18 protein-coding genes and 1 tRNA gene are annotated in these 18,683 nt (G+C 65.2%); 6 read left to right on the forward strand and 13 right to left on the reverse strand.

Annotated features, from left to right (window positions below):
* Positions 1 to 28: 28 nt before the first annotated feature.
* The 3 genes from ACH82I_RS02435 to ACH82I_RS02445 are packed head-to-tail and all read right to left on the reverse strand — an operon-like array spanning position 29 to position 2,479.
* Positions 29 to 1,222: a ThiF family adenylyltransferase gene (locus tag ACH82I_RS02435; RefSeq protein ID WP_413335264.1), complete on the reverse strand. Its 1,194-nt coding sequence runs from the start codon at positions 1,220 to 1,222 to the stop codon at positions 29 to 31.
* Between the two features lie 26 nt (positions 1,223 to 1,248).
* A complete protein-coding gene (locus tag ACH82I_RS02440; protein ID WP_413335266.1) occupies positions 1,249 to 1,977 on the reverse strand; it encodes a molybdopterin-binding protein in 729 nt (242 codons plus the stop codon).
* Positions 1,964 to 2,479: a hypothetical protein gene (locus tag ACH82I_RS02445; protein ID WP_413335268.1), complete on the reverse strand. Its 516-nt coding sequence runs from the start codon at positions 2,477 to 2,479 to the stop codon at positions 1,964 to 1,966. Before ACH82I_RS02445 ends, ACH82I_RS02440 begins: the two co-directional genes overlap by 14 nt.
* A gap of 82 nt (positions 2,480 to 2,561) precedes the next feature.
* Here ACH82I_RS02445 and ACH82I_RS02450 point away from each other — a divergent pair, with 82 nt between their 5' ends.
* Positions 2,562 to 3,410, forward strand: coding sequence for a CPBP family intramembrane glutamic endopeptidase (locus ACH82I_RS02450; RefSeq protein WP_413335270.1), 849 nt, complete (start codon positions 2,562 to 2,564; stop codon positions 3,408 to 3,410).
* Between the two features lie 88 nt (positions 3,411 to 3,498).
* Here the strand turns inward: ACH82I_RS02450 and ACH82I_RS02455 are convergent, their stop codons facing one another.
* Together ACH82I_RS02455 and ACH82I_RS02460 are read right to left on the reverse strand one after the other, a co-directional pair.
* Positions 3,499 to 4,968, reverse strand: coding sequence for a peptide MFS transporter (locus ACH82I_RS02455; RefSeq protein ID WP_230743903.1), 1,470 nt, complete (start codon positions 4,966 to 4,968; stop codon positions 3,499 to 3,501).
* Between the two features lie 136 nt (positions 4,969 to 5,104).
* Positions 5,105 to 6,370: an MFS transporter gene (locus ACH82I_RS02460; protein WP_230743902.1), complete on the reverse strand. Its 1,266-nt coding sequence runs from the start codon at positions 6,368 to 6,370 to the stop codon at positions 5,105 to 5,107.
* Between the two features lie 206 nt (positions 6,371 to 6,576).
* On the opposite strand from ACH82I_RS02460, the gene ACH82I_RS02465 reads away from it, so the two are divergent.
* Together ACH82I_RS02465 and ACH82I_RS02470 are read left to right on the forward strand one after the other, a co-directional pair.
* Positions 6,577 to 6,993 carry a phage holin family protein gene (locus tag ACH82I_RS02465; RefSeq protein WP_230743901.1) on the forward strand — a complete coding sequence of 139 codons (417 nt, stop codon included), beginning with the start codon at positions 6,577 to 6,579 and terminating at the stop codon, positions 6,991 to 6,993.
* Between the two features lie 77 nt (positions 6,994 to 7,070).
* Positions 7,071 to 7,304 (forward strand): hypothetical protein, encoded by a 234-nt coding sequence (locus ACH82I_RS02470; protein ID WP_230743900.1) that lies wholly within the window; start codon positions 7,071 to 7,073, stop codon positions 7,302 to 7,304.
* 184 nt (positions 7,305 to 7,488) lie between these two features.
* On the opposite strand, the gene ACH82I_RS02475 is transcribed toward ACH82I_RS02470, so the two are convergent.
* Positions 7,489 to 8,406 (reverse strand): alpha/beta hydrolase, encoded by a 918-nt coding sequence (locus tag ACH82I_RS02475; protein WP_350309913.1) that lies wholly within the window; start codon positions 8,404 to 8,406, stop codon positions 7,489 to 7,491.
* Entirely contained in the window at positions 8,403 to 9,296 is an 894-nt protein-coding gene (locus ACH82I_RS02480) for a universal stress protein (RefSeq protein WP_230743898.1), read from the reverse strand. Before ACH82I_RS02480 ends, ACH82I_RS02475 begins: the two co-directional genes overlap by 4 nt.
* A 918-nt stretch (positions 9,297 to 10,214) precedes the next feature.
* Between ACH82I_RS02480 and ACH82I_RS02485 the strand changes: the two genes are divergently transcribed.
* Together ACH82I_RS02485 and ACH82I_RS02490 are read left to right on the forward strand one after the other, a co-directional pair.
* On the forward strand, positions 10,215 to 10,442 hold the full coding sequence (locus ACH82I_RS02485) for a hypothetical protein (protein WP_413335274.1): 228 nt from the start codon (positions 10,215 to 10,217) through the stop codon (positions 10,440 to 10,442).
* Positions 10,443 to 10,643: 201 nt separating this feature from the next.
* A tRNA-Ala gene (locus ACH82I_RS02490) sits at positions 10,644 to 10,716 on the forward strand.
* A 314-nt stretch (positions 10,717 to 11,030) separates the two neighbouring features.
* Here the strand turns inward: ACH82I_RS02490 and ACH82I_RS02495 are convergent.
* Genes ACH82I_RS02495 through ACH82I_RS02515 form a run of 5 tightly spaced genes read right to left on the reverse strand, consistent with a single transcriptional unit; the run spans position 11,031 to position 16,335 of the window.
* Positions 11,031 to 11,555 (reverse strand): methylated-DNA--[protein]-cysteine S-methyltransferase, encoded by a 525-nt coding sequence (locus ACH82I_RS02495; RefSeq protein ID WP_413335275.1) that lies wholly within the window; start codon positions 11,553 to 11,555, stop codon positions 11,031 to 11,033.
* Between the two features lie 14 nt (positions 11,556 to 11,569).
* Positions 11,570 to 13,039 carry an Ada metal-binding domain-containing protein gene (locus ACH82I_RS02500; protein WP_413335277.1) on the reverse strand — a complete coding sequence of 490 codons (1,470 nt, stop codon included), beginning with the start codon at positions 13,037 to 13,039 and terminating at the stop codon, positions 11,570 to 11,572.
* 33 nt (positions 13,040 to 13,072) lie between these two features.
* Entirely contained in the window at positions 13,073 to 14,071 is a 999-nt protein-coding gene (locus tag ACH82I_RS02505) for an arsenic resistance protein (RefSeq protein ID WP_413335279.1), read from the reverse strand.
* A complete protein-coding gene (locus ACH82I_RS02510) occupies positions 14,053 to 14,832 on the reverse strand; it encodes a YggS family pyridoxal phosphate-dependent enzyme (RefSeq protein WP_413335280.1) in 780 nt (259 codons plus the stop codon). The genes ACH82I_RS02505 and ACH82I_RS02510 overlap by 19 nt, the downstream gene beginning before the upstream one ends.
* 21 nt (positions 14,833 to 14,853) lie before the next feature.
* Entirely contained in the window at positions 14,854 to 16,335 is a 1,482-nt protein-coding gene (locus ACH82I_RS02515; RefSeq protein ID WP_413335282.1) for a PLP-dependent aminotransferase family protein, read from the reverse strand.
* Positions 16,336 to 16,435: 100 nt separating this feature from the next.
* On the opposite strand from ACH82I_RS02515, the gene ACH82I_RS02520 reads away from it, so the two are divergent.
* Entirely contained in the window at positions 16,436 to 17,119 is a 684-nt protein-coding gene (locus ACH82I_RS02520; RefSeq protein ID WP_413335284.1) for a YczE/YyaS/YitT family protein, read from the forward strand.
* A 6-nt stretch (positions 17,120 to 17,125) separates the two neighbouring features.
* On the opposite strand, the gene ACH82I_RS02525 is transcribed toward ACH82I_RS02520, so the two are convergent.
* Positions 17,126 to 18,499 carry a pyridoxal phosphate-dependent decarboxylase family protein gene (locus tag ACH82I_RS02525; protein WP_413335286.1) on the reverse strand — a complete coding sequence of 458 codons (1,374 nt, stop codon included), beginning with the start codon at positions 18,497 to 18,499 and terminating at the stop codon, positions 17,126 to 17,128.
* Between the last annotated feature and the right edge of the window lie 184 nt (positions 18,500 to 18,683).

Genomic DNA, 18,683 nt, shown 5'->3' on the forward strand with positions numbered 1-18,683 from the left:
GCGTCAGCGCATCAGGTTTGTGATTGCTTCAGCCCCGTGAGAGGTAGGCGAGGTAGCCGCCGCTGATCGAGCTGACATCGTATCCGCGCTTGCGCAGCTGGGCCGCCGCCGTCGATGACCGCACCCCCGAGCGGCAGTAGAGCGCCACGTGGTCGTGGGCGAGGTTCGGTTCCGGATCGGCGAGAAGTGCGTCCATGGGCAGGTGCTGCGCCCCGGGGACGCGTCCGGCCGAGACCTCATCGTCCTCGCGGATGTCGATGATCACCGTGTCCTGCTCCAGCTGCTCCCACCTGATCACTGCCGGCCCCAGGTTCGGGGGCGTGTTCGTCGTTGGGGCCTCGGGGTCGGCTGCCACCGCGAGCTCCGGCGCTGCTGTCGTGGGCTCTGGCGCTGCTGTCGTGGCCTCGGTCGTCAGCGCGTCGAACTCGCCGAGGTGGTCATAGTCGCCGCGGTGATCGCGCAGGTCCGTGACGGCCGCACGGGCGGGGTTGCGGCCCACGGGCACTCTCTCCCAACTCGCGTCGAGGCTGCTGTGCACCATGACCGCGTTGATCAGCGGCGTGCCGATTCCGGTGAGCATCTTCACCGTCTCCATGGCCATGGCCGATCCGATGCTGCCGCACAGGGGGCCGAGGACTCCGGCGGTCGCGCAGTCGGGGACGCTGCCCGGTGCGGGGACGACCGGATAGAGGTCCCGCAGCGTGGCATTGCCACCGGCGGCGTCGAAGACGGCAAGCTGCCCGTCGAAGCCGAGGATGGTGCCCCAGACGAGCGGGCGGCCGAGGATCTCGCAGGCGTCGTTGCTCAGATACCGCGTCGCGAAGTTGTCGCTGCCGTCGACGACGATATCGGCTTCCCCGATGAGGTCGAGGGCGTTGTCCGTGGTCAGCAACGTCGGGTTAGTGCGGATCTCGATGCTCGAGTTCAGTCCCTGCAGATGCCGGCGGGCGGAGTCGACCTTGCGTTCGCCCAGACCGGCCTCGGAATGGATCACCTGCCGGTGCAGATTGCTCAGCTCCACCACGTCAGGGTCGACGACGGTGATTCGGCCGACCCCGGCCGCGGTGAGGTAGCTGAGCACCGGGGCGCCGAGTCCCCCAGCTCCGATGACGAGCACGTGTGAGTTGAGCAGGGTTCGCTGTGCCTCTGCGCCGAAACCGGCGAGGCGGATCTGCCGGGCATAGCGTGCCCGGCCGTCGGCGGCGTGTCCCTGGTCTGACATGTCCTCCATCCTAGTTCTTCGGCCGCTCAGCACTCGAGGACGTCGACGATGTCTCCCGGACACACTTCGGCTGTGCTCCGCGGGATGCGGATGATGACGTCTGCACCCGAATAGTCACGCAGGCGTGAGCGCGGAGTCCTCACGACCCCTCCCCCCGCGGTGTAGCCGCCCGGGATCAGAGTGACCCCCTTGGTGATGCCTGACAATTCGGGACCAGCGAAGACCGCCTTCCGCCACCGCTCCCGCAGGGGCCGTGCGGCCAGCAGGGAGACGGCGAAGAGGTGGAAGGACAGGAACGCACCGGCGGGTGTGCCGGGGAAATGCAGCAGCGGGACGCCGTCGAATCGTCCGTGACCCTGCGGTCCCCCCGGCCGCAGCGCCAAGTGATGGAATGTCGACCGTCCGCCTTCGAGGCCCTGTCGGACCACCTCGTACGCCCCGGCACTGATGCCGCCGGTGGTGATGATGAGATCGACCCGCTCACTCAGCTCGCCGAGGATGTCCAACAGCTGTGCAGGATCGTCTCCGCAGCTGCGTTCGATGGGCACCGCCCCCGCGGCGGAGACGGCCGCGGAGAGCATCGGCAGATTGGAGTTGTGGATCAGCGGGGTGGGCTCCCGGCCGTCGACGACCGAAGCAGGCTCCCCGACCGCGGCGAACGCAGGTGCATACGGCTTCGATCGCAATTCGTCCCCGGTGATGACGAGTCCGATCCGCACCGGCCGCTCGACCTCGACGCTCTCATGTCCGAGCATCACGAGGGTCCCGATGCCGGCGGCGCTCAGGCGGGCACCGGCGGCGATGACCGTGTCCCCGACCTCGGTGTCCTCCCCCCACCGCTTTGATGTTCCACCCTGGTCGCAGACGGTCCGAGAGCTCCGTGACCCGGATGCTCGAGGGAACCTCGCCGGTCGGGGAGGCATCGGTGCATTCGACGGGCACCACCGCCTCGGCGCCGGTGGGGACCTGGGCACCGGTCATCACCCGGACCGCTGAGCCCGGCCGCAGCGGGACTGGTCGATGTCCTGCGGGAATGTCACCGCGCACGTCCACCCGTATCCCCGCGGCGGCGGATGCGAGGCCGGCTGTGTCGAGGGCGAAACCATCCATCGCCGAGGTGGCGAAGGCGGGCATGGGGGTCTGGGCGATCACATCTCCGGCGGTGACACGACCGATCGCTGTGGTCACCGGAATCGTCTCGGTCCCCCGACGGGGTGCCAGATCGGCGATGGTGTCGCTGTAGTCCTCGGGGTCCAATGACGTCCTTTCCCTCTTCCTCCGACGATCCTACGGGTTAGGTCCACCTCGTTTCACGGCGCGGTGCCCTAGAGTGTGCAAGGTGGACACGGACACAGCGCTCGCCGCCCAATCACCGCATCGCCGACTCTTCTCCTGGCAGGGTGGAGCGGCAGCATTGCTGGCGGTCTCGGCGCTGTTCCTCTTCGGCATTGGCACCACCTTCCCGGAGCTGCGGGTTCTCGGCTACATCCCGATGGCGGTCTCGCTCGTCATCGCCTGGGTCAGTGATCGGGAGTTCGCACGCGATCTCAGCGTCATCGCCGGATGCCTGGGCCTGATCTCCTCGATCTCGGTCGAAGCCGACATCTCCTGGTCGAACATCGCCCGGATGGGCGTCGTGCTCTCGGCCGTGGTGATCGGCCCCTGGCTGATCACGAGGTACTGGTTCAAAGACACCACGATCGGCTTTCCGCTGCGCCGCGGGCAGCCGTGGTCGCGACTGGAATGGGCCTGGTTGGGCTTCGTCATTGTCGTCGCCTGGCTGGTTCTCCCACAGTACTTCATGCGCACCGGCGTCTACCTCAATTGGCCGCCGCTGACCGACTGGTCGGAGATCATCCGGCTCTTCTTCGGGGTCAACGCCGTCGGCATCTGGGACGAGCTGTTCTTCATCTGCACGGTCTTCGCCCTGCTGCGCAAGCACTTCGCGTTCTGGACGGCCAACGTGTTCACCACGATCATCTTCGTCTCGTTCCTGTGGGAACTCGGCTACCGGTCGATCGGGCCGCTGCTGACGATCCCCTTCGCTCTGGTGCAGGCCTTCATCTTCACCCGCACGAAGTCGCTGCCGTACACGGTGACCGTGCACCTGCTCTTCGACGCCCTCGTCTTCCTCACTATCGTCCACGCCCATCACCCCGAGGCGCTGCCGATCTTCATCGGCGTCTGAAGCGACGAAAACGCCCTCGCTCACGAACTGTGAGCGAGGGCGTCTCCGGCGGTGCAGATCATCGGCTGCGGCCGCAGCCGCTCCAGGATCAGCGGATGCCGCGCAGGGCCTTGAGCATCGGCTTCGTCAGGGTCAGGGCGATGAGTCCGAGCACGATGGACGCAGCACCGACCGACGACCAGTACGGCGTCTGGTTGTCTGCCGAGTAGTATCCGCCGAGGACGCCCGAGAGCGCCGTACCCACGCCGGAGGCGAGGAAGAAGACCGCGATCATCTGCGACTGGAACACCTTCGGAGCGACCTTCGAGGAGAAGGACAGACCGATCGGCGAGATGAGGAGCTCGGCGAAGACGAACAGCAGCAGGATGAGAGCGACCCACAGCAGGGGCGTCTCGTGGGGGCCGGAGTTCGCGAACGGCAGGAAGAGCAGGAACGCAATTCCGATGAGGATGAGCGAGAGGCCGGCCTTGACCGGGGTCGAGATCTGTCGCGTGCCTAGCTTGAACCAGATCGCTGAGAAGACGGGAGCGAAGGCGATGACGAAGATCGGCGGAATCAGCTGGAGCCAGTTGATCGGCATCTCCCAGCCGAAGATGACACGGTTCATCTGGGTGTCGGAGTACGCGGTGAGTGTGCCGAAGATCTGCTGGTACAGCGACCAGAAGACCACGCAGGTGACGAAGAAGGGGATGAACGCAAGAACGCGTGAGCGTTCCTCGGCGTTCGTCTGCGGGCTCACACCCATGACAATGAAGTAGCAGGCCGCGGCGCCCGCGGAGATGCCTGCGATCCACCAGTCGAGATTCTCCGGATTGACGACTCCGGAGAACCACAGGACGACGATGAGCACGACGGCGAGGACGATGGCCCCCAGGAATAGGTAGAGCTTCGACGTCGGCAGCGGGTTGACCGCTCCCCGCGATTCGTCCGGCAGGTTCTTCCGCCCCGTGGCGTAGATGATGAGGCCCAGCGCCATGCCGACCGCGGCCGCACCGAAGCCGACGTGGAAGCCGATCTCCTTCTGCAGGAGTCCGGTGATGAGCGGTCCGAGGAAGGCGCCGAGGTTGACGCCCATGTAGAAGAGCGTGAACCCGGCGTCCCGACGCGGGTCCTTCTCGGTGTAGAGCTCGCCGACGAGTGCCGAGGCATTGGCCTTGAGCCCGCCCGAGCCGAGTGCGACGAGGATGAGGCCTGCGGCGACTCCGCCGAAGCCAGGAATGACGGCCAGGCAGATATGGCCGGCCATGATGATGATCGCGGAGTAGAACAGGATCTTCTCGGCGCCCAGGAGCCTGTCCGCCAGCCATGCACCGAGGATGGTGGCGAGGAAGACCGCACCGCCGTAGGCGCCGACGATGCCGATGGCCGTCGGCTGGGGCATCCCCAGTCCGCCGTCGGTGACCTTGAAGTACAGGTAGAGGGCGAGGATGCCGTTCATCCCGTAGTAGGAGAACCGTTCCCACAGCTCGAGGCTGAAGAGCTGCATGAGGGGAAGGGGATGTCCGAAGAACCGGGTGTCGTTCCGCTCGGCCTCGGTCGTCGAGGTGCTTGATGACATAGTGTGCTTTCCGTAGTGCTGTGCAATCACACGATTCCTTGTGCGATTCACGTGGGCCAAGCGGAGATCTTACTCTTCGCCGAGTGATGGGTCACACGCGGCGATCACTGGGACGCACCGTCCCACAACGCGGAAACTACGAGTGAACCAGGTCTCTTTTTCGCGCCGATGAGCCGACGAGCAGGTTGAGCAGACCGGCGACGAAAACGATGGCTGCGGCCGCGATGGGAACGGCCATGGCAGCGGCAGTGCCGACCTCCTCGGCGAGGATTCCGTTGACGGCCGAAGCCACGGACTGGCCGACGATGATCGCGGAGCCGGCCATCGACATCACCGTGGCCGAACGTCCCAGCGGGGACCGTTCCGCGGCAAGACTGAACAGCGTGACGAGCGTGGGACCGACCGCAGAGCCCATCAGCAGCAGCGCGATGACGATGCCGCTCAGCCGGTCGGACACGGCCATGATGGTCGCCCCGCCGAGCATGAGCGGTGCGAAGGACAGCCACCGCGCCCAGAGCGCGTAGCGCGGTGAGAACAGGGCCACCGAGATCGCGAGGATCGCCGACCCGATGCCCATCATTCCGTAGACGAGACCGGCCTCCTCCGGGTGGCCGATGTCGTTCATCAGCGCGGTCAGTGCCGTCAGTGTCGAACCGAAGACCAGGCCGATGCCGAACACGCCGAGGACGACGACGAAGACCCCGCCGGTGAACAGCTCCCGGGCCGGACTCTGGACGGGTGTCTGAGCCGCATCCCCGGTCCGTCGGGCCCGTCCGCTCGGGTGGAGTGCGAAGGCCGAGACGAAGGCCAGGGTGAGGACGATGGCGCCGAAGATCGGGGCCACGGGGGTGAAGGCTGTGGCGAGGAGTCCGACGATGAAGGGACCGAAGACGAAGATGACCTCGTCTGCGGCCGATTCGTAGGCCATGGTTCCGTTGAGTATCTTCGGTTGCCGGGGCCCCTGCAGTCTGGTCGTGACGATCTCCACGAGGCGGGACCGAGACATGGGAGCGACCTGCGGGGAGGTGGCGCCGATCGCGAAGGCGGCGATGAGCACCACGGCATCGGGCAGGGGGCTGAACACGACCCACGCCATGAAGAGCAGTGCCAGACAGTTGAGCAGCCCGACCGTCAGCAGCACATAGCGTTGTCCCCACCGGTCCGCCGCGGCACCGATGAACGAACCGAAGATCGCGGTGCCGAGACCGACCATGGCGGAGTTGATGCCGCCCAGGCTCAGCGAGTCCCTGCCGGCGACGACGAGGGTGAGGACGCCGATGACGACCATGGCGAACGGCATCCGAGCCATGAAGGCGATCGGGAAGTAGCTGCGGCCGACGGTGGAGAACAGGGTCGGGGAGCCGTCTGCCTCTTCGGTGCGTGAGAGTTCCTTATGTGACATACCAATCCAGTGTTGTTCTCCCACTGTTGCGGGAGTCTGTGCCGCCGTGGTGACCTGGATCAAATCACTCGGTAGATGCACATGTCGTATCCCGACGCCGGTGGGCGTCTTCCCCCAGACTACCCGGTGCCGTCCGGCCGTCGGCACGGACCTCATTCCCATCGGCGACTCAGTAAGAATGCAGGCGGATCTGGGAGTATACGAGCATGAACTTCCTTGCTCGAGTTGTGGTGAATGCGTGTGCGATCTGGGTGGCGGCATGGCTTCTGCCAGGCGTCGCCATCTCCGGCAATCCCCTCGTCGAGGAGCAGACCGGACACATTCCGGCGATGATCATCTCCTACCTCGTGGTCGGGCTCATCTTCGGTCTGGCGAACGGATTCATCAAACCCATCCTCAGCTTCATCTCCGCGCCGATCACCTGCCTGACCCTGGGCCTGTTCTCAATCGTCATCAACGCGATCATGCTCGCCCTGACCAGTTGGCTCAGCGGCTTCACCCCGTTCGAGTTCACGATCGACAGCTTCTTCTTCTCAGCCATCTTCGCCGCGATCATCGTGTCGATCGTCTCTGCCCTGCTGGGCTGGCTGGTTCCGGAGCGAAGCGCCGACCGGGAGCGGTGAGCGGAAAGCTTCTCTACGCCATGTAGACTGATCTGCAAAGTGCCCACAGGACCGCAGAATCATCGCCGGAGGAGACCATGTCCAATATCGCAACGAAGAGAACTCGGAACTCAGCATCGTTCGCTGACGTCGTCGTCTTCGTCATCGCCTTCGCTCTCTTCGTATTCGGACTCTATCTGTTCGGCGCCTCGTTCTCCTCGCCCGCCGGCACCGAGTTCTGGGTGTTCTGGGCGGGCCTGCTCCTCTCGTCGTTCGCCTTCCTGCTCCCGATGATCTACATGTGGATCAGGGATCCGCGTCCGCGCGCCTGAACCACTGCTCGAAAGGGCCGCTGCGCTGCTGCGCGGCGGCCCTTTTCTGCATTTCGTCCTCGGGCCTGCGTACGTCGACGTCGGAAGCGCGGGTTTCCGCGCGTCGTCCTCGGGATATCGGCTCTCCGCTGCGAGTCGTCGAGTGTCCGTTTCAGGCGTGTTGCAGCGGTTGGGAGATGCGGGTTCAGTCCCTGTCCCGTGCGAATTCCATGATCCCCGAGGCGGTCGCTTCCGGGCGTTCGTAGTGAACCAGGTGACCGACCCCGCCGAGTTCGACGAACCGTGCATCGGGCAGCTTCGCGACGAACTCACGTGTCGGTCCGATAGGTGCGATCGCGTCACGGTCGCCCGCGATGACGAGGGTAGGCATGGTCAGCTCCTCGGCCACCTCGGTGACGGTGTGCGAGACCGAGGTCTCGAAGGCCTCCGCCAAAGACGCCCGGTCGGAGAAGGTGGAGAAGTGCTTCGCATGCTGGTCGTGGATATAACGCCGCAGGCCCCGATCCTTCGTCGTCGCCATCACCTCGCTCATCATTCGCACGATGAGCGGATTGGCCAACAGCTGGTGTCCCGCACGCTCCTGGAGGCGCGCGCCGAGACCGTAGTAGACGCGGGTGAGACCGGTGAGGAAGCGGGCGGAGCCTTCGAGGGCCGGAGTGGTGATCGGGTTGATGAGGACAAGCTCCGAGAGCTCCCCGCGCTCCGGCTGAGTCTGGGTCGCGTGTTGACCGGCCTGTGACAGGCGGGCCGCGAGGTGACTGACGAGGATCGATCCGAAGGAATGCCCGAGGACGACGGGCGGGCGCTGCCACCGCCTGGCCACCTCGGCGCGGAGTGCACAGAGATAGCCGACATAGGCGTCGATGCTCAGCCCTGCGGCCAGGGGCGCCGAGAGTCCGAATCCGGGCAGATCGGGAACGATGACGTCACGGTCCCTGACGGCCGCAGCGATGAGGTCCATTCCATGATGGTCCCCGCGGAAGCCGTGGATCATCAGCAGCGGACGCCTGCTCGACTCTCTGGGATGCAGCCACGCAGGTGTGGTGTGGTCAGCGACCTCTAGATCGATGCGGCGGGCCCCTGCTCTCACGGGTGCCGTCACAGGCGGCTGGCCGAGCGCCTCGGCACCACGACGACCGGAACGGGAAGAACCCGCAGGAGACGCCTGGCCCGAGCTCCCGCGAACACCTTGCCGCCGCGGCCGAGTCGGCTCGAGCCGATGAAGGCGAGTTCGCCCGGGAGCCAGTCGACGTTCTCGGCGGCCTCTTCGATATCGGCACCGGCCTGAGACTTCACTCTCGCCCGGCCGGACTCGAACATGTCCTTGGCGCGACCTGCGAGGACCGCTCCCCCATACTCCTCGGCGAATTCGGTGATCTCCTGGACCTCGTCCTCCAGCAGGCCGTCGTTTTCGATCAGGGACAGCAGGCGGAGGTCGACGTCGAGACCTGCGGCGGTCTGCACGGCGGCGCCGATCAGCGAGGCCGCACCGGGTCGTGCCCCGAACAGCGCGGTGATGCGCGAGATCGGGCCGATATCCGAATTCCCCGAGGGCGCGAGGATGACGGGAACCTCTGAGGCGTGGAGTAGCGTCGACGCAACGGTGCCGATGCGGAACTGACGCATCAAGGTGGTGGCTCGGGCCCCGATGACGATGCCCAGGGCACCCTCGGCCTCGGCGACCTCCATCAGCCCGATCGACTCGTTCGCAGCCGTGTGGATGACTCCACGAGCAGTCACGTCATCCGGGATGAGGGCCAATGCTTCGTCGAGCCATTCATCGAGCTGCTGTTCGACGATGCCGGTGCCGTCCTGCGGAATGGCATTGCCTGCGGTGAAGTTCGATGATTCGGGCCGCACGATCGTGACGACGAGTTCGATCTCGACCGATCGTGCGATCGAGATGGCCAACGAGACGGCGTCCCGACCACGGTCGGTCGCGATGTACCCGACGACCAGTCGTCGAGTCGTGGCTGCTGCATCCTGTGACATTGTGTTCTCCCAGCTAGGCGCGAGTCTGAGTCGATTCTACTTGGGAACCTGTGGCCTGGGGTCCACGTCGGTCGCGTCATCATCGCACTCGATCGAGTCGACGTTGCAATTCATCGAATTGACCTCGCAATGCATCGAGTCGACCTCGTGATTTGGATGGGCTGGACGAACGGCGATGGCTGGTTCATACGACTCCTGACCTGACGCTGCGGAAGAAAAGTTCAGAAATTGTGAACAGAACTTCCATTGAACTCAGAAGCTGTGCTAAATTCATAAGTGCAATTACGGATTCGCATAAAACCCAGAATTGCATTCTTTGAAATCTGAGCGTTGACGCCGCTCACCCGAGATCCACGACCAAGAAAGGAGCGCAGCTTCGATGATGAACATCCAGATCGCAGACCCCGACCTCCGAACATGCTTCGGCGTTCGCTGCCATGGCGGTTACGCTGCCTGCCTGATTGGCGGACAAGGACTCGCCGGCTGATCTCAGCCGTACTCTTCGTCTTTCTCCACCGGTCGACTGAACACCGGTACGCTTTCTTTCGCAGGACCACACTGCTCCGAACCCACGCATAGGCCTGCTCTGGCCTGTCAGCGCGGTATCGACACGTGACTGCACGGGACAGCGTCGTTCACCAGGCACGTTCGTTCACGGTCAACAGCGACACCTTCGGCTCTGACTCCGCTCGAGTCTGCTTGGCGCCCTTCCGACCTCCGCAGATCGACCGCCTACGCGGATCGACAACGCGCAGTCGGAGCCTATGGCCTGACACACTCCTCCTCGCGGAACTCGTGCACTGCCGAGAGCTATCGTAACTATTCAACTCAACCTGCCACATTGCGCGGGTTAGCTGAACTATTCTCATTTATCGCCATTCGGGGATTTCTCCTGCCCGAAAACGTAAAGGAGCAGTTTTGTCCACTGCATTTCCATTCACAATTCCACGTCGACTGGCACTGAGCACCGGACTGCGGTTGATCCAATGGGCTCGCCGCCCGGCGACCGCATCCGAAGCACGCAGCCACGTGCTCGTTCAGCGCCGAGAGGCCCAGCTGCGCAGCCGGGTACGGCAGAAGTCGCTTGCCGAGCAGCGCGAACGCGATATCGTCCGCTACCTGAGCCAGGTCAGGCCGTTCGTCTGACGGCCGGACCGGGTGTCTGGTTGCTTGAGTGCCGGGTCGGGCTCTGGTGTCCTCGGTTCGGACCGAGTGCCTGGTTGCGGCTGTGCGCCGGTGGCCGCCCCTGAACAACTCTCAGGGGCGGCCACCTCAGCTCTGTGGCAAGCGTCACTGTGATCCGATTTGGCGTCACGGCCGGCCCTGGGTAATATTGATCAGGCACGCGGGGGTATGGCGCAGTTGGTAGCGCGTCTCCATGGCATGGAGAAGGTCAGGGGTTCGAATCCCCTTACCTCCACCGCAGAAGAGCCGAAGTCATCTCAGATGACTTCGGCTCTTCGCCATTCATCGCCACATGCCCGCGTCTACATGGGTGTTATCGGCCAAAATGTGTGTATAAGACTCGCGTGTCATGCCCTGTATTCACCGTGATCGTCCACGGGTTAACGGTCCGATTGTGGGTCCAGGATCACCCGGAAGCGGTGGGTCAACGCGAAGTTCGAAAAAGTCGTCACTGGCGACGACCTTTTCGAGCCCGACGTTGCACCGAGCCGTATCTGACCCGGGGCCCGCAGGGTCGCTCGCCTGCCCTGAGCTCGACAGCGTTCGGAGCTAGTGTCGAGCCGCCACCACACCCGCCTCGAGATCGAGCAGGGTGCGCTTCTTCTCTTCGCCCCAGGCGTACCCGGTCAGTGATCCGTTCGCCCCGATCACCCGGTGGCAGGGCACGATGATGCTGATCGGGTTCCTGCCGTTCGCCGCTCCGACCGCTCGGGCGGCTGTCGGCCTGTTGATTTCTGCCGCCAGCTCGCCGTATCCGCATGTGGTGCCGTAGGGAATGCGGCCGAGTGCGTCCCATACGGTGCGTTGGAAGTCGGTTCCGACCGGGGCCAGCGGCAGGTCGAAGGTGGTGCGCTCTCCCGCGAAGTACTCCCCCAGCTGCCGACGTGCCTCGGCAAACACGTCGAGGTCTGGGTCTTCGCGTGGCTCCGACCGCGCCACCGCGGCCAGCCGCTCGATGATCTCGTCGAAGTCGTCGAGATAGAGTCCGGTCAGATTCTTCCCGTCGGAGGTCAGCAGGATCGCGCCCACCGGCGAATCGGTGATCGTATATCTCAGGGTGGTGGCTGTCGTCATTGTCGATGTCATGGTCATCTCCGGTTCTCTTCGGTGCGAAGTGCAGGTGAGGTCTGTGCAGGTGAGATCTGTGCAGAGTGGTGTGCCCAGAGCAGGTGGGTGAGGTACGAACGCCAGGGGCTGCATTGCGGAACGGCCCCGCCCAGATCGTCCAGGGCCTTCTTCACCCCGAGGTCGGAGGCGAGCAGGACGTCCGGATCGCCGAGGGCTCTCATCCGGATGTAGCCGACGCTCCATGGGCCGATTCCCGGCAGCTCCAGGAGTCTCGCGCTCGCTTCCTCCCGGTCGCAGCCGGGGCCGAGATCGATCGCGCCGGATGCCAGCGCCGAGGCGAGCGTGCGGATCGTCCGGATCCGACGCTGCGGCAGCGCCCAGTTCTCCTCGGGTACCGCGGCGATCGCCTCGGCGGTGGGAAAGACGCGGTCCACCTCTCCGAGCCTGAGCTCCGAAGGGAGTTCCTCCCCGATGTCGGCGACCAGGCGGTTGAGGTGGGTGCGGGCCGCTGTCACGGAGATCTGCTGGCCCAACACGGTCCTGATCGCCAACTCGACGGGGTCGCTGTGCCCGGGTGAGCGTACCCCGGGATACCTGTCGGCCAACTCCCCCAGCCCGGAGGTCCGCAGGGTGGATTCCACTGCCGTGGGATCGGCATCGAGGTCGAGGATCCGTCGGGCCCGGGCGACTGCGCTGCCCAGGTCTCGGGTATCGGCCAAGCGCAGCCGGCAGCTGACGAAGTCTCCACGGCCGCGGCGCATCGTGAGCACGGCCGGACCGTGCGCGAGTCGCATCGACCGTGTGTAGCCCGTTTCGTCGACGGCCTCGATGCCCGTGACGGCCCGGGCGCCGAGGTAGGCGAACAGGTAGTCGAGATCCAAAGGAGCGCGATATGCGAGTCGGAGCACGATATCGCCGGTCGTCTTCAGCGTGCCTGCCCCGTCGCGCAGCGCCCGGGGTGTGGTCGAATACACCTGACGGAAAGTGTCGTTGAACTGTCTGATGCTCGAGAATCCTGCGGCGAAGGCGATGTCGCTCATCGTCATCGCTGTCGACTCCACGAGGGTTCGGGCGGTCCGCACCCTCTCCGTCCGCGCGATCGCCAACGGTCCCGCGCCGAGTTCCTCACGCATCAGCCGGCTGAGCTGGCGGGTGCTGTAGCCGAGGGTCGAGGCCAGGCCCGCCACGCCCTCGCGGTCGACGTGGCCATCACGGATCAGGCGCATCGCTCGTGCCGTGACGTCGGCTCGCACGTCCCATTCGGGTGAACTCGGGCTCGCGTCGGGGCGGCAGCGTCGGCAGGCACGGAATCCGGCCTCGGCCGCAGCCGCTGCGGTGATGTAGAAGTCGACGTTCTTCCGCAGCGGAGTCCGCGCCGGACACGACGGTCGGCAGAAGATGCCCGTGGACCGGACTGCGGTGAAGAACATGCCGTCGAAGCGACGGTCCCGCGCCGCGACCGCTCGATGGCATTGGTCTGCTGTGAACATACGTCCATTCTGCCCCGCAGGGAGATGACAATACTAGCGGTTTTCGGACACGGCACCTGGAGGCGCGATCCACCGCATCGAGCGCACGAGCGCAAGCATCACGAAGAGTTCGACGATCGTCTGCGAGACGACCACGGCCGCACCCGGTCCGGCACCGTCCACGGCCCGCACGATGGGCAGCATGATCAGAGAGTTCCTGGTCACTCCGCTGAAGATCAGAGCGTTGGCACTGCCCGCAGGCAACCGCAGGATCCACGACAGGAGCCGGCCCAGGACGACCATGATGACCGCGAAGAGCGCAAACAGCGCGACCGCCAGCCCCAGTTCGGAGGCGTAGGGACCGAGCACTGGGATCTGGCCCGCCGCGATGACGGCAAGAGTCAGCGACATGATGACGACCATCGACCGTGAGGCGTACGCGAGGCCGGATCCGACCCGGTGCACTCTGTGTGCCAGCAGGCGGAAGATGACCGCGGCCAGCAGCGGGAGGAGGACGAAGAGTGCCAGTGCCTCGACGAAGGGTCCCGGTGGAATGGTCGCGGCGGCCGAGGTCCCCAGAATCGCCCACAGGTAGCCGGGCAGCAGCGCGACCTGAGCAATCATGAGCAGAGGGGTGAGGACGAGCAGACGATCCGCTGCGCCACCGGCGAGCTTCGTGAAGACGAGGACGTAGTCGATGCAGGGAGTGAGCAGGACGATGAGCGCGGGTACGGCCACGGACTCATTCAGTGGGATGAGCGTATGCAGTGACGCGACCACGAGGGGGACGATGAGGAAGTTCAGGCCGATCACGGCGCCGAGGAACCTGAGATCGCGTAATGCCGCGGCGAGCCGGTCGAACGGCATCTCGAGAAAGGTCACGAACAGGAGCACGATGAGGCACGGTGAGATCGCCGAGGCGGCCAGCTGAGAGCCCATCGGCACGGCCGATCCGAGAATGCCCCCGACGCCGATGGCGATGAGATAGCAGGCGACCTGGTGTCGTTCGAGAACGTGCAGCGTCGCCGAGAGACTCAGGTGCCCTCCGGCCAATAGTGACTGTCGGGCAGGGATCGCCGTCCGAAGATCGCCTGACCGACGCGGACGCAGTCGGCGCCTTCTTCGATCGCGACTTCGAAGTCCCCGGACATGCCCATCGACAGCTTCCCGTCCCCGATGAGTTCGAGGTCGGTCGCCCTCACCTCGTCGCGGAGCCGACGCAGCAGTCGGAAGCAGGAGCGGACACGGTCGATATCGGAGGAGAACACCGCCAGGGTCATCAGGCCCCTGACTCTGAGCATGTCGAATTGCGGCAGCTCATGGAGGAAGCCGATGAGCTCATCCGGGGGCAGACCGAATTTCGATTCCTCTGCAGAGGTGTTGACCTGGACGTAGACGTCGAGGGTTCTGCCTTCGTCGCGAAGTCGTCGATCGAGTCCCTTGGCGACCTTGAGCCGATCGAGGGCCTGGAACTCGGCGGCGAACTTCGCCACATCCCGGGCCTTGTTCGACTGCAGGTGTCCGATGACGGCCCAGTCGACCTCAAGGTCGGACATCTCCTCGGATTTGCGGTAGGCCTCCTGGACCTTGTTCTCTCCGAGTTTGGTGCAGCCTGCGGCGACTGCGAGACGGATCCGGTCCTGCTCAACGGTCTTGCTCACCGGCAGCAGCTCGATCTCAGAGGCCTCTCGACCCGCGCGTTCGGCGGCCGCTGCGATCCGGCGCTCCACCTCGGCGATATTGGCGCGGAAGTCCTCCACGCTCGTCGCCGTCGAGAACTGTGCATCGTGACTGAGTCGATCGTCCTGGGCCATATCCCCATGGTACCCATCGGCTCAGGCGACGATGCGGGCCCGTCCGGCCGGGATCCGTCCCTCCATCGATAGGGCATCCTCCCAGGCCGCGGCCAGCCGCGGACCCAGCTGTGAGAGCTGCTCGTGTGCCGCCGTGTACGGTAGGCGGATCCATCCGTCGAGTCCGCCGCTGGGGGCGAAGTTCGGTCCGGCCACGAGGGCCAGTCCCTGTTCCCTCGCGGCGATCGCCAAGGCCCCGGAGCGCTCCTCGGGCAGTCGCACCCACAGCGCCATTCCCCCGGCGGGAACGCTCAGGTCCCAGGAGGGAAGGTGGGTGCGCACCTGTGCGACGAGGATGTCCCGACCTGTGCGCAGCTTGTCCAGGTAGTCGGGAAGGATCGCATCATGGTCGCGCATTAGCTCGGCAGCGACGAGCTGTTCGAGGACCGGGGCACCGAGATCGAGACTGAGCCTCGTCGCGGCCATCGAGTCGATGAGGTGACGAGGCAGGCGCATCCACCCCACTCGCAGGCCGCCCCAGAAGATCTTGCTCGTGCTGCCGGCCGTGATCGAGTTCGGAGCGAACTTCGCCAGAGGCGTCGGCGTCGGTGCGTCCTCGAGTCCGAGCTCGACGATCGATTCGTCGATGATCGGGGTCACTGAGTGCCGTTGCAGCAGCTCTGCGAGCTCACCGCGTGCCGACTCCGGCAGGAGCGCTCCGGTGGGATTGTGGAAATCCGGAATGAGGTAGGTCGCGCGGATTCGGGACCGGTGCAGCGCCTGTTCCATGGCTGCAAGGTCCCAGTAGTGTCCGTCCTCACCGATCTCGAGCGGATAGGACACCAGCGAGGCCCCGGCACCTTCCAAGGTGGCGATCGCATTGGGATAGGTCGGGCTCTCGATGAGGATCCGTCGGGAGGAACTCCGATCCGGGGGATGCGCTCTGGACCCCTGCAGCAGCGCTCGCACGGCGATGGCAACAGCGCCGAAGGCCCCCGAAGTGATGAGGATCTGATCGGGATCTGTCGGAGCACCCCGTCGCGTGAAGCGCTCGGCGATGGCCTCCCGCAGCACCGGCAGCCCGGACGGGTAGTAGCCTGTGCCGGGCAGATAAGCCGGAAGCTGTGAGAGCGCACGGTCGTAAGCGCCCAAGAGCCAAGGAGAGGCGACCTGCGCCGTGCAGGTCAGGTCGATCTCGGATTCGTCCGCGCCGGCGGGCGTGAGCAGGTGGTCGATCCGCCCGCCCGGGACGTTCGGCAGCCGGACGATGCTGCCGGAGCCGCGACGGGTGAGGAGGAACCCCTGCTCACGCAGCAGTCCGTAGGTCCGGGTCGTCGTCGTCCGGGACAGGCCGATGGCGGTGGCCAGCTCTCTTTCGCTCGGCAGGCGCGTGCCGACCGGCAGCCGTCCATCGGCGATCACGCGCGAGATCGCCGCATGCAGAGAGTCGTAGGCGGGTGATGGCCAGGGGCCGGTGCCGATGATGCCGGCGAGCCGGTTTCCGCTCATCGTGCTGGGATTCATGGGAGCCTCCTGGTGACCACTTTCCGACAATTGGCTATTTTCTGCAAGGCCAGTCCACGAGAGGATGAGACTGACACAGCACGACTTCTGAAAGCCTCGCATGCCATCGACTCCCACGCCCAAGCGCGAACTCGCCAATATCGGACCGATCCAGCAGCTCAGAGCCGGACGGCTCCCCCGACGACTCCCGCAGCTGCTCATCGGCCTCTACCTCTACGGGGCGTCGATGGCGATGATGGTGACCTCGGGCCTGGGCATGATGCCCTGGGACGTGCTCCACTCCGGCATCCTGCGCCACATCCCGCTGAGCTTCGGGACGATCGTGACGATCGCGTCCTTCCTCGTTCTGCTCATCTGGATCCCGCTGAGACAGCAGCCGGGCATCGGCACCGTGTTCAATGCCCTGCTCATCGGCCCCTCGCTGGACCTCACCCGCCTGTTCCTCCCGCAGCCGGAGGAGCTGGGATGGAACATCGCGCTGCTGGTCGGAGGCATCGTCCTCAACGGGACCGCCTCGGCGATGTACATCGGATCCCAATTCGGACCCGGCCCCCGCGACGGCCTGATGACCGGACTCTCCCGCGTCACGGGACGCTCGATCCGGCTTGTGCGTACCCTCATCGAGATCACCGTCGTCGCGGCCGGCTGGCTGCTCGGCGGCGTCTTCGGCATCGGCACGGTCCTCTATGCCTTCGGCATCGGACCGATCACCCAGGCGCTGCTGCCGACATTCACCGTCGAGCTGCGTTCCCGCCGAGCACCGCAGCAGTCGCCAGAGGACTGAGGGTCCTCACTCCATGGTGTCGAGGATGTCGATGAGGTCCTCGAGCGTGGTGAGCGGATTGACGATTGCGAAGCGCGCGTTCGGTCGCCCGTTGTGCGAGCTCGGCACGACGAACGCACGCTGATCCTCCAAGAGCCGATCCGACCACGCCTGGTAGTCCTGCCGAGACCAGCCGTCACGTTCGAAGACGACCACGGACAGTTCGGGTTCACGCACGAGCCGCAGGTTCGGCCGCTTCTTGATCTCCGAGCCGATCTGCATCGCCAGCTCGATCGAATGCCCGATCGCCTCCCGGTAGGTCTCCGCCCCATAGCTGGCCAGCGAATACCACAGCGGAAGACCACGGGGACGCCTGGTCAGCTGGATCGCATAGTCCGAAGGACTCCACTCCTCAGCTTCGGTGAGAGTGTCGAGGTATTCGGCGTGCTGGGTGTGCGCTCGCCGCCCGGCTCGCGGATCGCGGTAGAGCAGGGCGCAGGCGTCGAAGGGCGCGAAGAGCCACTTATGCGGATCGACGATGAGGGAATCGGCGGACTCGACACCGGCGAACTTGTGCCTGGCCAGGGGCGAGAGCATCGCGGCCAGCCCGTAAGCACCGTCGATGTGCAGCCAGAAGTCGAAGTCGTCCTTGAGCGCGGCGATACCGGCGATGTCATCGATGGTGCCGAAGTTCGTCGTGCCCGAGGTGGCCACGACCGCGATCACCGCGTCGCCGTGCTCCTCCAAGGCGGCGCGCACACCTTCGGGACCAAGGATTCCGTCGTCCCCGGTGGCCACGGGGGCGACATCGACGTCCATCACCTCGGCCGCCGAGGCGACGGAGGAGTGAGCCTCGGCACTGCACACGATCACCCAACGAGCGGGGCGGTTCTCACCGAGCTTGCGCTTCTGTGCATCGCGAGCGGCGACGAGGGCGGAGAGGTTGCCGATCGTCCCGCCCTGGACGAAGACGCCGCCGGCGGTGTCTGGCAGTCCGAATTCGCCGGCCAGCCAGGACAGCACCTCGTTCTCGGCATGGACGACTCCGGCACCTTCGAGCCACGATCCCCCGTAGAGGGCACTCGCCGAAACGACGAGGTCGAAGGCGACGGCGGCCTTCGTCGGAGCGCTGGGAATGAAGGACAGGTACTTCGGATGATCGGTGGTGATGCAGGCGGGAGCGAAGATGTGCTCGAAGATCGCCAGTGCACGAGAGGATCCCACACCCTCTTCGGTGATCGTCGGACCGGCCAGACGCTTGAGTTCGGTATTTGTGGTCGGGTGGTCCAAGGGGGTGTCCACGGCCAAGGTGCGTCGCCGGGAGTACTCCAGGACGAGATTGACGAGGTTGCGGGTCTCATCGGAGACCACGTGCATGCGGGAATGGAGACTGTCGTTCATCGGTCCCTCCTGGACGGCGGCGGCAATTGCGGATCGCTTCTTCAGAACGAGACTATCTGCTCGTGCGGTCTGGCGAGGCCTTCACGTGGACTCCCCCGGGCGGCAGATTCACGCAAGTAACTCGCAAGTCCTGATTCTCAGTCACAATTGCTTGCGTTTCCCGCAATCGGCGGGTAGATTCGCA

The sequence above is a fragment of the Brevibacterium sp. GP-SGM9 genome, assembly GCF_047300845.1.
In the GTDB taxonomy this organism is placed as follows: domain Bacteria; phylum Actinomycetota; class Actinomycetes; order Actinomycetales; family Brevibacteriaceae; genus Brevibacterium.